The sequence below is a fragment of the Micromonospora sp. NPDC049107 genome, from assembly GCF_040648595.1.
In the GTDB taxonomy this organism is placed as follows: Bacteria; Actinomycetota; Actinomycetes; order Mycobacteriales; family Micromonosporaceae; genus Micromonospora.
In genome coordinates this window covers 344,064-356,965 of sequence record NZ_JBEZEC010000003.1, presented here as the reverse complement: position 1 = coordinate 356,965, position 12,902 = coordinate 344,064, and the positions used below count along the sequence as shown (strand labels likewise).

The 12,902-nt window shown below is 70.7% G+C and carries 9 protein-coding genes; 2 read left to right on the top strand and 7 right to left on the bottom strand.

Annotated elements, in window-relative coordinates:
* Complete coding sequence (locus AB0B55_RS09940) at positions 1 to 1,248, top strand: sigma-70 family RNA polymerase sigma factor (RefSeq protein WP_357171481.1); 1,248 nt, start codon at positions 1 to 3, stop codon at positions 1,246 to 1,248.
* Positions 1,249 to 1,276: 28 nt separating this feature from the next.
* Here AB0B55_RS09940 and AB0B55_RS09935 read toward each other — a convergent pair whose 3' ends face one another.
* The 4 genes from AB0B55_RS09935 to AB0B55_RS09920 all read right to left on the bottom strand — a co-directional run bounded on the left by AB0B55_RS09935 (position 1,277) and on the right by AB0B55_RS09920 (position 8,613).
* Positions 1,277 to 1,636 (bottom strand): VOC family protein, encoded by a 360-nt coding sequence (locus AB0B55_RS09935; RefSeq protein WP_357120562.1) that lies wholly within the window; start codon positions 1,634 to 1,636, stop codon positions 1,277 to 1,279.
* Between the two features lie 128 nt (positions 1,637 to 1,764).
* Entirely contained in the window at positions 1,765 to 3,306 is a 1,542-nt protein-coding gene (locus AB0B55_RS09930; RefSeq protein WP_357171480.1) for a non-reducing end alpha-L-arabinofuranosidase family hydrolase, read from the bottom strand.
* Positions 3,307 to 3,794: 488 nt separating this feature from the next.
* The gene (locus AB0B55_RS09925) at positions 3,795 to 5,111 is read right to left on the bottom strand and encodes a cellulose binding domain-containing protein (protein ID WP_357120568.1); all 1,317 of its coding nucleotides are present in this window, start codon (positions 5,109 to 5,111) and stop codon (positions 3,795 to 3,797) included.
* 532 nt (positions 5,112 to 5,643) lie between these two features.
* Positions 5,644 to 8,613 (bottom strand): BTAD domain-containing putative transcriptional regulator, encoded by a 2,970-nt coding sequence (locus tag AB0B55_RS09920; protein WP_357171479.1) that lies wholly within the window; start codon positions 8,611 to 8,613, stop codon positions 5,644 to 5,646.
* Positions 8,614 to 8,910: 297 nt separating this feature from the next.
* Between AB0B55_RS09920 and AB0B55_RS09915 the strand changes: the two genes are divergently transcribed.
* Positions 8,911 to 11,031 carry a glycogen debranching N-terminal domain-containing protein gene (locus AB0B55_RS09915; protein WP_357171478.1) on the top strand — a complete coding sequence of 707 codons (2,121 nt, stop codon included), beginning with the start codon at positions 8,911 to 8,913 and terminating at the stop codon, positions 11,029 to 11,031.
* A gap of 22 nt (positions 11,032 to 11,053) precedes the next feature.
* Here AB0B55_RS09915 and AB0B55_RS09910 read toward each other — a convergent pair whose 3' ends face one another.
* The 3 genes from AB0B55_RS09910 to AB0B55_RS09900 form a co-directional block, all read right to left on the bottom strand.
* A complete protein-coding gene (locus AB0B55_RS09910) occupies positions 11,054 to 11,569 on the bottom strand; it encodes a sigma-70 family RNA polymerase sigma factor (protein ID WP_357120577.1) in 516 nt (171 codons plus the stop codon).
* A gap of 169 nt (positions 11,570 to 11,738) precedes the next feature.
* On the bottom strand, positions 11,739 to 12,185 hold the full coding sequence (locus AB0B55_RS09905; RefSeq protein ID WP_357171477.1) for a DUF4333 domain-containing protein: 447 nt from the start codon (positions 12,183 to 12,185) through the stop codon (positions 11,739 to 11,741).
* A gap of 16 nt (positions 12,186 to 12,201) precedes the next feature.
* On the bottom strand, positions 12,202 to 12,882 hold the full coding sequence (locus tag AB0B55_RS09900) for a hypothetical protein (RefSeq protein WP_357171476.1): 681 nt from the start codon (positions 12,880 to 12,882) through the stop codon (positions 12,202 to 12,204).
* Positions 12,883 to 12,902 lie beyond the last annotated feature (20 nt).

The following is a 12,902-nucleotide window of genomic DNA, read 5'->3' as shown; positions in this document are numbered from 1 at the left end:
GTGACCGACCCACGAACGAAGGACGAGGTCGTCGCGGCGGTCGCCCAGGCGCACCGCCGCGACTGGGCCCAGGTGTTCAGCACCACGGCCCACCTGACCCGCGACCTCGACCTGGCCGAGGAGTGCACCCAGGACGCGTTCGCCCGGGCCCTGGAGACCTGGACGCAGACCGGCATCCCGGACCGGCCGGGCGCCTGGTTGACCACCATCGCGCGTAACCGGGCCCGCGACGTCCTGCGCCGCGCGTCGGTGTTCCGTCGCAAGATGCCCCTGCTCGTGGCCGACGAGACCACGCCGGGGCCGGAGGACGGTCTCGTCGACGACCGGCTGCGCCTCATCTTCACCTGCTCACACCCGGCCCTGGCCCGGGACGCCCAGGTCGCCCTGACGCTGCGTCTGGTGTGCGGGCTGTCCACGCCCGAGGTGGCCCGCGCGTTTCTCGTGCAGCCGGCCACCATGGCCGCCCGCATCACCCGGGCCAAGAAGAAGATCGCCGCGGCCCGCATCCCGTACCGGGTGCCGGGCCCGGACCAGCTGGAGGAGCGGGTGAGCGCGGTCCTGGAGGTCGTCCACCTGATCTTCACCACCGGCCACACGGCGCCGCTCGGCGCCCAGCTGGTCCGCCAGGACCTGGTGGACAGCGCGGTCGGGCTGGCCCGCATGCTGCACCTGCTGATGCCGACCAACGCCGAGATCAGCGCACTGCTCGCGTTGCTCCTGCTCAACGCCGCCCGCCAGGACGCCCGCAGAGCCGCGGACGGGCGTCTGGTGCTGCTGTCCGAGCAGGACCGCTCGCGCTGGGACCGGCAGCTCATCGCCGAGGGCCGGGCTCTGGTCGCCGACGCGCTGCGTCGACGGCCTCCGACGCGGTACGCGTTGGAGGCGGCGATCGCCGCCCTGCACGCTGCGGCGCCGAGCTGGCAGGACACCGACTGGGCCCAGATCGTCGCGCTCTACGACACCCTGTTCCGGATCTGGCCCTCCCCCGTGGTCGATCTCAACCGGGCGGTCGCGATCGGGCTGCGCGACGGACCCCGGGCCGGCCTCGACGCGCTCGACCCACTGCTCGCCGACCCGGCCCTGGCCACGTACGGATACCTGAGTGCCGCCCGGGCCGACTTCCTGCGCCAGTTGGGGCAGTGGCGGCAGGCCCGGACGGCCTACGAGGAGGCCTTGACCCTCACCGACAACGACGTCGAACGGGCATTTCTCAGCGACCGGCTGACCGAGGTGGAACGGAATCTGTGAGCGCCAGCGCCAGGGGAACGGCGGTCGGTCAGACATCCGCCTCGATGGCGAACGTGTTGCCGTCCGGGTCCTGGATCCAGGCGATACGCCCACCTCCGGCCCGCGCGGTGATCCCCTTCGGGTCGTGCTCGAACTGCTCGTAGCGCACGGGGTCGACGCCGGCGGCCATGAGTTCGTCGACGATCTCGTCGAGGTCGTCGACGTACCACGTCGCCAGCGTCGCCTCGGTCGTCCCGGCGGTGACCGACTGGTACACGTTGAGGGCCGGTCCGCCGCCGGAGGCGTAGATGCGGCTGCCGTCGGGGATGTGGGCGCTGGGCGCGGACCGCAGCGCCCGCAGGCCCAGCCTGCCTTCGTAGAAGGCGACCGCCCGTGCGATATCGGACACGGCGACTGACGTTCTGAGGTGGTGTGCGCTCAAGGGCATGCCCCAGCCTGGCAGAGACGGGGGCCGGTGGACGTGACGCGGGGCGGGCTCGGCGTGGTGCCGGGCCCGCCCCTCGGTCGTGCGTCAGGTCAGCGTTGCAGGGTGAGCACGCCCGGTCGGTACGGCAGTAGGCCGTAGTCGACGCCGTTGGAGGAGGGCGATCGGCCCTGGTAGAGCAGTTGGAGGTTGCAGGGGTTGACGGTGAAGGTCTGGTCGGCGCTGGTGCGGATCAACTCGCCGTGGCTGATGTCGTTGGTCCAGGTGGCGCCGCTGTTGGCCTTGCCGGCGAAGGGGTTGCTCTCGGTGGCGGCCTGGGGGGTCCAGCTGCCGTTGAGGCTGGTGGCGGTGAAGGAGCGGAAGTAGCGGCCCTGGCCGCCGATGGCCTCGACGATCATGAGGTACTTGTTCTGGCCTTGGAGCTTGTAGACCTGGGGCGCTTCGAAGAGGTTGTTGGTGGAGTCGCTCATGATGGTCGTGTAGCTGGAGCCGAAGCTGCTGGGGAAGTTCCCGATCGGCATGCTGGCGCGGTAGATCTTGCCGTTGTCGCCGGCGAAGAAGAGGTACATGTTCTGGTCGTCGGCGATCAGGGTCTGGTCGATCGGGCCGGTGCCGGAGCCGGTGATGCTGCCGCTGAACAGGGTCTGGGCGGCGGACCAGCCGTTGGCGTTGGTGGGGTCGGTGGAGGTGCGGTAGGAGAACGCGGCACCGCCCCACTGGTAGGCCAGGACCCAGATGTTCTTGGGCGCGAAGTAGAACAGGGTCGGCGCGACGGTGCCGCTGTTCATGGTGTTCTGGCTGGCCGAGCCCATCTCCGACCAGTTGGTGAACAGACCGAAGTTCATCGACCCCCACGACGAACCGAAGTCGTGGGTGGTGGCGTAGACGAGTTGCCGGCCGTTGTAGGGGGCGACGGTGAAGTCCTTGAGTGACACCCAGCCCGACTTCGGCTGCGCCAACGCCCCGGTCGACGACCACCGGTACGACGACGGCAGGTCACAGGTGCCACCCGGGGGCGGCGTGGTGGGCGGCGGCGTGGTGGGGTTGCCCCCGCCGTCGACGCGGACGAACTGCCACTGCTGGTTGGTGCCGTTCCAGTCGTCGTACTGCACGATGTTGCCACCGTCGGCCGTCGAGGCGCCCTGCACCTCCATGACCTTGTTGCTGTTGCGGTTGATCAACCGCACGTACCCACTGTCCGAGTCGGCCAGCCGGAACTGCTGGTTGGTCCCGTTGTTGTCCGACCACTGCACGATCGCCCCGCCGTTGGCCGTCGACCGGCCGGAAACATCCAGCACCTTGCCGGACAACCGCGACTTGACCCGGTAGTAACCACTACCCGAGTCCACGAACTGCCACTGCTGCTGGTTGCCGTTGTTACGCGTCCACTGCGTGATCCGCGCACCGTCGTTCGTGGCCAGGTTGTAGACGTCCAACGCCTTGCCACTGTTGCGGTTCACCAGGACGTACCACGCGCTCGTGTCGACGGTCGCCGCAGCCGCGGGCGACGACACCGCCATCGCGGCGGCGCCAGCGACCACCACCGCCGCCACGCTGGCGGCTGCCGCTCGTACCAACCGCCCTCGCCGCCGCGAGGGCGGCGCTATCGCCGGGGTCGTATCAATGGCGGACATGTTCCTCCTCAATCACAGGGAGCCGAACGGCTCCCCGAAGCTAGGCGCACCACGACACGCGACCGGGCGCACACGGCGGGAATGTTCGCGTTAACACGATCCCTGCGTGCTGCGGACAGTGTCGGATTGACGGTCGACGAAGTCGGCCGGCGGTACATCGCACCCGACGTCGTCCTTGACCATCGACTGTGAGCGATAACATGCTGTTCGTCAAGACGTAACATCCGCGTAAAGCAGGGCCGACCCGTCGGGTCCGACCATTGACGCCGGTCGCACGCCTGCTGCCCGGCCACCCACCGCCCGACAACCCGGGCCGACGTACTCGGCAACCCAGAATGACTGACGCTAACATCGACATTCGCGCATAAAGCGCCGCGTCTTCCCCGCTGCCGCAGCCGTGCTCGCGAGGATTCATCGACGGACTGCCGGCCGCGCCCGCCCCGGTGCCCAGGCCCGGAGTCGGTGACTCCCGGCCCGGGCATCCGTGCTCAGGGGCTGGTGCAGGTGACGTTGCCGGGCGGGGTGGCGCCGTCTCCGGTGGCGGTGAATCCGAAGGTCGTCGAGGCGTTCGGCGCGAGCGTGCCGTTGTAGTCGGCGTTGCGCACGGTGACGTTGCCGGTGGTCCCGGTGTTGACACCGCTCCAGAGGCTGCTGATGGCCTGGCCATTGGCCAGGGTCAGGCGCACCGTCCAGCCGTTGATCGTGCCGGACGTCCCGTTGGTGACGGTGAACTCGCCCTGGAACCCGCCCGGCCAGCTGTTGATCGCCCGATAGGTGGCGGCGCAGGTGCCCGGCTCACCGGTCGGCGGCGGGGTGGTCGGCGGCGGCGTCGTCGGCGGCGGGGTGGTCGGCGGCGGCGTCGTGGGCGGGGGCGTGGTCGGCGGCGGCGTGGTGGGCGGAGTCGTCGACTGGAACTGGCTGAAGAACCGCCAGATCTCACCCGAGGTCCAGGTCCGCGAGTCGTTGGGGCTGCCCGACCCGTCGACCGGGCTCGGGGTGTGGTCGCCGTCGAACGCGGCCCACTGCACCGGGTACCCCGAGCGGCAGCCGGAGTAGGTGGTGGTGATGTGGGTCAGGCTGCCCTGGCTGGGCTCGCGTGGGCTCTGTGCCGTGCAGCCGTTGTTCCGCACGAACGTGTCGCGCAAAGCCCGACCCTGCGAGATGTTGAGCACGCTGTCGTGGATGCCGTGGATGCCGAAGTACGGAACCGGCTGGGTGCCGCCGCTACAGCCGCTGAGGTTCGCGCCGGAGAGCACCGCGACCGCGCGGATGACGTTGGGTCGGGCACAGGCCACCGCGTAACTCATGGCCCCGCCGTAGCTCCAGCCCAGGGCGAAACGCTGCGTCGTGTCGACGCAGAGGTCGTTCTCGACCTGCCTGGAGATGTCGTCGAAGAGGGTCAGGTCCCGCCCGTTGGTGTTGGCCCACCCGGCGTTGATGCCCTGCGGCGCGACGAAGATCGTGCTGTTGTTCGACAGCGGCGCGAGGCCGTAGTAGCCGGCCGAGGCGACGTTGTTGGCCGATCCGTTCAGCCAGTGGAAACCGAAGACCAGGCGGTACTGGCGGTTCCGGTCGTAACCGCTCGGGATCTGGAGGATGTAGGTGCGGCTCTGGCCGCTGCTGGTGATCGTGCGTGTCCCGTTGGTGAGGGTGGGCGCCTTACCGCAGCCCGCGGTCGCCGCCAGGGTGCCGTTCGTGGCAGCCGCCGCCTCGCCGCGGAACCCGGCGGTCAACGCGCCGCCGGTAGCCACGACGAGAACCGCCGCGGCCGCGACGAACGTCAGTAGTTGTCTCCGTCTGACCATTGCTCGACTCCTTGCCGTTGATCGTGCGTACGACATGCACCTCGAGCCGGTTCGTGCCGGGTGGGGTGCTCGCCCGCGCGGGCGGGACGAGGGCCGACCGACGAGGTGCCGTGACAGGACGTCCTTCCGTTGCGGGCCGACGTGCTCGTGCGGCCGGTGCGGCGTACACGGGTGGTGTACGGGCCGTACCGTCGCTGCCGGGTTGTCCGCGACGGGGCATGGAATGCGGGGAATGCGGCCGGACCGGGGGGGCGTCCGACGACCGCGCGGTCGCCTGGCAGTGGCGGAGCGGCCCGGACTGGTCACCGATCGGTGCGGCGGCGGGAGGGCGGGCCCTCGGCATGCCTGCGCCGACTGACTGCAGTGACTGGGAGCGTGCCCTTCACTCCCCGCGCCGGAACATAGCATGTTATCGATAACACGCTCAACCGACCGAGTGCCGCGCAATCGACCGACATGGTCGGTCCGACCCATTAAAGCCCTGGTCAGGCGGTCGACCGCAGAGCGGCACGCCCATCCCCGGGAACACGCGTCACCGCTGCGTGTCCTCGGATCGCGAGGCGAAGGGGGTGACCTCGAGGAGCCTGTCCCCCAGGTCGCAGACCGTGTCCCGCATGCGACGGGTCCCGCCGTTCTGCATGGCGTGCATGGCGTCGCAGGCCCCCCGCCAGGCCTGACAGGCGCCGGGCACATCGTCGAGATCCAGCAGGGTCCCGCAGAGCTGGGCGGACGCCTCGAAGACGTCGATCCGACTGTGCGCCTCGACGGCCGCTCGGAGGCCCTGCTCGAGCTGGTCCCGAGCGTGGCTCTGGTGCCCCAGCAACGCCAGGCACTCGGCGATCAGAATGCGGATCGCCGGTTCGTCCGTCCCTGGTCCGACCTTCTCGCTCTGGGCCAGCGCCTCGTCGAGGCACCCCATGGCCTCGCCGGGAGCACCGAGTCGGACCAATGTCCGGCCCCGGGCCACGCACGCCCAGATCTCGCCCTGCTCGAAGCCGGCGGCCCGGTAGAGGGACAGTGCTCGCTCGTTCTCCGCGAGTGCCCGCTCGTGCCGGCCGAGCTGACTGTGGATCCGGTGCAGGGCACTGTGGACGCCGCCCAACTCCGCGATCATGCCGCGCTCGGTGAAGATCTCTCGGGCGCGGGTGAGCAGGTCGAGTGCCTCGTCGTAGCTGGCGAAGTGGAAGCAGGAATCGGCCAGACTCCACATAGCGTGGGCCGCACCCAGGTCATCCCCGCTGCCGTTGGCAGCCCGCAGAGCCACCCGCATCACGTCCTGCCAGTCGTGGAACCGCCCGGTGAGCCGCAACCACGGCCAGATGGTGAGAGCCAGCCGCCAGGGTGGGACACCGAAGTCGCCCTCCGCCGCACGGCGAACCGCCTCGAACAGGACCTCCCGGTGATCGTCGAACCACCGCATCGCGGCCTCGTACGAACCGGGTCGCTCGGCGATGACGCCGGCCGGGGCCGGAGTGGGGGCAGCCGCCGGGCTCGTCGGTACCAGCCGCAGCGCGGCCTGGTGGCTGCTGTGCAGGTAGTGGTGCAGAAGTCGGTCGATCGCCGCCTCCCGGTCGCGGACCGACTCCGCCGCCAGGATCAGCTCCTGCGCGTACGCCCGGACGAGGACGTGCGAGGTGAACCGGCCCCGGTCGTCCTCGTCGAGCAGGGCCGCCTCGGCGAGTTCGCGCACCATGGCCCGCGTCTGCTCCAGCGGGGTCTGGGACATGCTGGCGAAGGCCTCGGCCGAAACGCCGGCCGCCATGGCCGCGGAGGACAGCCGGAAGAGCCGTGCCGCGTCCGGGCTGAGCTGACGGTACGACCAGGCGAAGGCGGCACGCGGATCGCATCCGCCGTGGTTGCCGGAGAAGGCGGTGAGTCGCCGCGCGCCGTCCCGGAGTTCCGCGGCGACGTCCTCCAGAGCGAGTCGCGGACGCGCGCTCAACCGGCCGGCCAGGATCGCCAACGCGAGGGGCAGGCGCCCACACATCTCGATGATCTCGTCGAGGGTGTCGGACACCTCAGCGCTGCCCGCCGGGGAGCGGTTCGGCGCGTCCTTCAGCCGGCGCTGGACCAGCCTTCGGGCGGTCGGCATGTCCGGAGGATCGAGATGCAGCAGGTGGGCTCCGTCGCGGACGGCGAGATCGACGAGCGGACTGCGGCTGGTCACCAGAACCAGACACTCCGGGGAGTTGGGCAGCAAGGGGCGCACCTGGGCGGCGTCGAGCGCGTTGTCGAGGAACACGAGCAACTTCCGGCCGGCGGTGAGGCTCCGGTAGATGCCGACCCGTGCGGCGAGCGTCTCCGGGACGCTGGACATGTGGAAACCCTGCGACGACAGCAGGGATCCGAGCGCATCGCTGGCCGAGAGGCTGTCGGTCTCGGGCTGCTCCGCGCGCAGGTCGAGGTAGAGCTGGCCGTCGGTGAACTCCCCGGCGACCAGGTGGGCGAAGTGCGCGGCCAGCGTGGACTTGCCCACGCCGCCCATTCCGTCGAGTGCGACAACCAGCGGACCCGTCCCGCGCGCGTCGGCCGTGTACTCGCACATTCCGGCGAGAGTCGCGAGTTCGGCGGTACGTCCGACGAAGGCGGGGAGATCGGGTGGGAGCTGCGCCGGACGCACCAGCGGCACCGGCCACGAGCGGTCGCGCCGCCGCGTCTCTGGGCCGGTCTGGCCGTTCGGCACCGAGGTCGCCGTCCCCGCCAGGACGCGCCGGTGCGCGGCCTGGAGCGCCTCGCCCGGATCGATGCCCAGCTCCTCGACGAGACGGGTGCGGACGGTCCGGAAGAGCCCCAGCGCCTCGGCCTGGTGGCCGCTCGCCCCGAGCGTGGCGATGAGACTCGCCTGCACCGGCTCGTGGAACGGCGCCATCGAGGCGGCCAGCCGGAGGGGCCGGAGCAACCGCGTCGGCCGGTCCAGTGACATGGCGAGTTCGGCCGCCGGCACGCACCCGTCGAGGAATTCCTGATCGAGCGCCGCGAAGATCGACATCGAGGTGGTGCCGTGGGCGTACGTGTCACCGGCGGGCCCGCGCCACAGCCCCAGGGCCTGGGCGTACCGATCCAGCGCCGCGTGACGGTCGCCGGCCGTGAGCTTGGCGCGGGCGGCCCCGACGAGCTCACGGAAGCGGAACAGGTCCAGCGAGCCGGGCGCGGGCGCGAAGAGGTAGCCACTACCGTGCCGCCGCAGGTACGTGCCGGAAGCGCGCAGCGGGAGCGAGGGTTCCATCAGCCGCCGCAGCGCGCCGACGTACTTGTGGATGACGTTCGTGGCGCTGGCCGGAGCGTCCTCACCCCAGACCAGTTCGATGAGGTCGGTCGCGCTGACCGGTCGCCCCGCGCGGGCGAGGAGCAGGGCCAGCAGGCGGCCCTGCTGTCGGGGGCCGACGTCCACCTCGACACCGTCACGCCACAGTCGCAGGGGACCCAGGATCTCGAAACGCAGGCTGCCGTCGGTCGGCCGGGGTCCGTCTTCTCCGTGGCGGGCATCGGTCGAAATCGACAATTCAATCTCCTGTTTCGCCGTACCCGCCGCCACCACCGAGCTTGCCAGTCTACGGGTGCGCGGCCGAGGACGACCCGTCACCGAGACGCGATCCGGACGAAACGGTGGAGCACGGCACCCGACAATAGAAATGTCACTGCGCGGAATACACGAGGCAGGGCCTCTCCGACGCCGTTCGTCGCTTTTTCGCCGACTCCGTGGATTCCAGGCGATACGGCCGCGAGACTGCCCTTTCGGCTCCTAGACTGCGAGCGTGTACGGCGGGGCCGCCCCTGCCAACGGGGAGGTGCGGGTGCCATGAATTCTCGGCCGACGAAACAGCAGGAACGCCCTCACGGCGGAGCCAACCGTGACATGCCTCCGGAACTCGGCTCCGATTCCGTTGGCATATTCGAGGGCCGAACCTTCATGTTGTCCAATGCTGTCGGCGACGTGCCCGCCGATTCCATTGCGGGACTGGTGCACGACGACACCCGTTACCTCAGCCGTTGGGAGATGACGCTCGACGGACACGCCCCGCTGGTGCTCAGCGCCAGCACCGTCGACGCCTACTCCGCGGCCTTCTTCCTCGCCAACCCGGAGCTACCGAACCTGCGGGCGAACGGCATCGGGCTGCGCCGGGAGCGGTTCGTCGGGGACGGCATGTACGAGCGGATCGAGTTGCAGTACTTCGGCGTCGAACCGGTCTCCGTACGCCTGCGGCTGGATGTCGGCGTGGACTTCGCCGACCTCTTCGAAATCAAGCGAGCGGGGCGGAGCCGGCTCGCCGATATCCGACGGAACCACCGGCGGGACGGCTCCGCCCTGCTCTTCTCCTACCGGAACTCGGGCTGGTCGGCCGGCACCACCGTCGAGGCCAGTCCCCCGGCCGACCGGGTCGAGGGCGACTCGCTGGCCTGGGAAGTGCGCCTGGAGCGCGGCGACACCTGGGGGTGCGAGGTGCGCGTGCTGCTGAACTGTCAGGGTACGGACTTCCAGCCGACCAGCCGTGTCTTCGGCGAGGCACACGCCACCGACCCCGACGACGTGGCATCGCGGTGGACGACCAACAAACCGGATCTCAGCGCGGATTCGGAGCTGTTGCGCAACGTCTACCACAAGACGGCCGTCGACCTGGTGTCGATGCGCATCGTCAAGGAGATCAACGGCCAGAAGGTCGTGCTGCTGGCCGCCGGCATGCCCTGGTTCCTGACTCTGTTCGGCCGGGACACGCTGATCACGGCGTACCAGAGCATCACCTGCGGTCCGGACGTCGCGCGCGGGGCGCTGGTCGCTCTCGCCGCGCACCAGGGCACCGTCGTCGACGACTTCAGCGACCAGGACCCCGGCAAGATCCTGCACGAGTTCCGCTCCGGTGAGCTGACGCAGCTCGGCATCGAGCCCTACGGCCCCTGCTTCGGCGCTGCCGACACCACCCAGCTCTGGCTGATCCTGCTCTCCGAGTACTGGCGGTGGACCGGCGACGACGCGTTGGTGCGGCAGTTGCGGCCCAACGCCGACGCGGCGCTGCGGTGGATCGACGAGTTCGGGGACCGCGACGGTGACGGGTACGTCGAGTACGGCACGCGCTCTCCGAACGGCATGCGCAACCAGTGTTGGCGCGACTCGCCGGACGGCGTGCAGTTCGCCGACAGCAGGCTCCCCGACCTGCCGGTCGCCACCTGCGAGATCCAGGGCTACACCTACGACGCGAAGGTACGCGCCGCGGAACTCGCCGACGGGCCGTGGGCCGACGCCCCGTTGGCGCGACGGCTGCGGACCGAGGCCGCCGATCTGCGGGAGCGGTTCAACCGTGACTACTGGCTGCCACAGCGCGGTGGCTACTACGCGATCGGCCTGGACGCGGAGAAACGCCCCATCGACTCGATGACCTCGAACATGGGCCACCTGCTGTGGAGTGGGATCGTTCCGCCCGAGCGGGCGGCCCTGGTGGCGCGGCAGCTGATGTCCGACGAGATGTTCTCCGGCTGGGGCGTACGGACGCTGTCGACCACGGACGTGGGGTACAACCCGATCGGCTACCACCTCGGGACCGTGTGGCCGCACGACAATTCGATCATCGCCGCCGGGCTCGCCCGGTACGGCCACCGGCACGAGGCCAACCGCATCGCGATGGCGTTGCTCGAAGCGGCGGCCCACTTCGACTACCGCCTGCCCGAGGCGTTCTCCGGGTACGACCGGTCACTGGGCCGACGACCCGTGCCCTACCCCACCGCCTGCAACCCCCAGGCGTGGGCCAGCGGGGCGCCCCTGCTCTTCCTGCGGACGATGCTCGGGCTCGACGTCCGCGACGGCGTCCTCGCCACCGATCCGCACATCCCCGAGACGTTGGGGGGCATCCGGCTGACCGGGGTCACCGTGCACGGCGCGAAACGGATCGTTGACGCCTCCGGTTCGCGGTTGCGCTCCCCCGCCTGAGCTGGCGGGCGAACCGGCCCGGTCAGGCCGCCGGGCGGCTCGTCCGCAGGGTGTGGAGCGCGTCCTGATGCCGGGAACGGACGGTCCGGACCGGGACGCCCAGCGCACGGGCCGTCTGGTGGGTGGTCCGTCCCGCCAGGTAGGTGTGCAGCAGCACCGCGCGGTGCTCGACGGACAGCCGGCGCAGCATCGAGACCGCCTCGGCCGCGGCGACGGCGGCGTCCGCGTGGTCCGGTTGGGCAGCGTCGACCTCCGGCTCGATCCTCTCCCGCCCGACGGCGACCTCCCGCAGCGACGCGACGGCCAGGTCACGCGCCACCGTCATCAACCAGTCGCCGATCGGGACCTCGATGGGGCGGAGGCGGGCGCCCTTCTGCCAGGCGTGGATGAACGTCTCCTGCACGATGTCCTCGGCGAGGTGGTGGTCCACCACGAGCCTCTCGACGAAGGTGAGCAGCGGCCCGAAGTTCTCGGCCATCAACTCGTCAAGCGCGGGAGTCCGGGCGGACGCCGCACAGGTGTGGGGAGCCGTTGTCATCGCTGGTGCCTGGTCCTTAACGAGCTGGTCTACGAGCGGGCCCGCCACCGGCACGTCCGGCAACCGGCGATCGGCCCGGCCCCGACGCTACGGTCGGCCAGTTACCAGCCTCGTGACGAACTCTTACCGACCCGGCCGGCCCGGCAGCGAACCCGCCCGCCCTGGCCGGCTACTTCGGGCGCGCGACCTCCAACTGGCCCGTGGACCGGACCGTCACCCAGGTCGTGACGGTAGCCCCGTCCACCTCGGCGGTGCAGGTGAACCGGTGGCCCTCGATGACCGGCTGGTCGACCGGGCAGGCGACGGTGTCCGCGTTCAGCCCGTAGTCGGCCCGGAGCACGGTCAGCACCTGGCGTTGCAGGGCGGCCGTGTCGAGGACCTTCTGTCGCGGGAGGTCGGGCCGGGTCACGGCCACGACCGTCCCCGCGACGACCAGGAGGACGACCGGAACCGCGACGGCCACCACGAGTTTCGGAGCGGGCCGCCAGCGTCTCGCCGTCGGCACGGTCGCCGCCGGCCCCCACTGCGGCCCAGGAGCCGGCTTCCAGCGGGGTGCCCGCAGGGCTGCCCCCGCGCCGGTGACCGCCGGGCTGTCGGACGCGCCGTCCGGGCTCATCGTCGACTCCACGATCTCAGCGGGCGGTGGGGGTGGGCACGGTGACGACCTCCGGTAGCGGCTTCGTCTTCGCGCCGGTCGGGGCGACCGCGAACCAGGTGCCGCCGACTCCCTGGCCCCGGATCTCGCCGGGCGCGGTGTCCTTGGCGAACAGGTAGACCGGCCAGCCGCCGACGGTCACCTGGCAGGTGCCGTCGGCGCGCTCGACGTACCCGACGAGTTGGGGGTCGACGCCGTCGGGATAGATCCGGCCGGGTGACGAGATGAGCAACGGGGGCCAGGTCCTGGCGCAGTCACCCGCGCAGGTCGCCTTCGGTGGCTTCGCCGAGTCCTTGTCGAACCGGTAGAGCGTCCTGCCCTGGCCGTCCGCGACGTACGTGCCGATGTCAGGCTGCTCCATGGCCCGCAACGCCACCACGTTGCTGCCCTGACCGCGGTCCGGGCTACCGGAGACGGGGACGTCGGACCGCCCGCTGAAGATCTGGACGCGGCGCTGCGTCTTCGCCACGGTCGGCGGCGGCACCGGGCTGACCTCGATGACCTGCGGGCCCGGGTCCGCGGTCGCGGTGACCGACGCGGCCACGGACGCCCCCTGGGTCGGCGCGCTCGCGGTGCCGCCCGCCCCCGTGGCCTCCCCGCACGCGGTCAGCGCCGCCAGGCCGATCACCGCGATCGCGATCCGCGCTCTCTGCACCATGTTCGCTCCACCTCGTATTC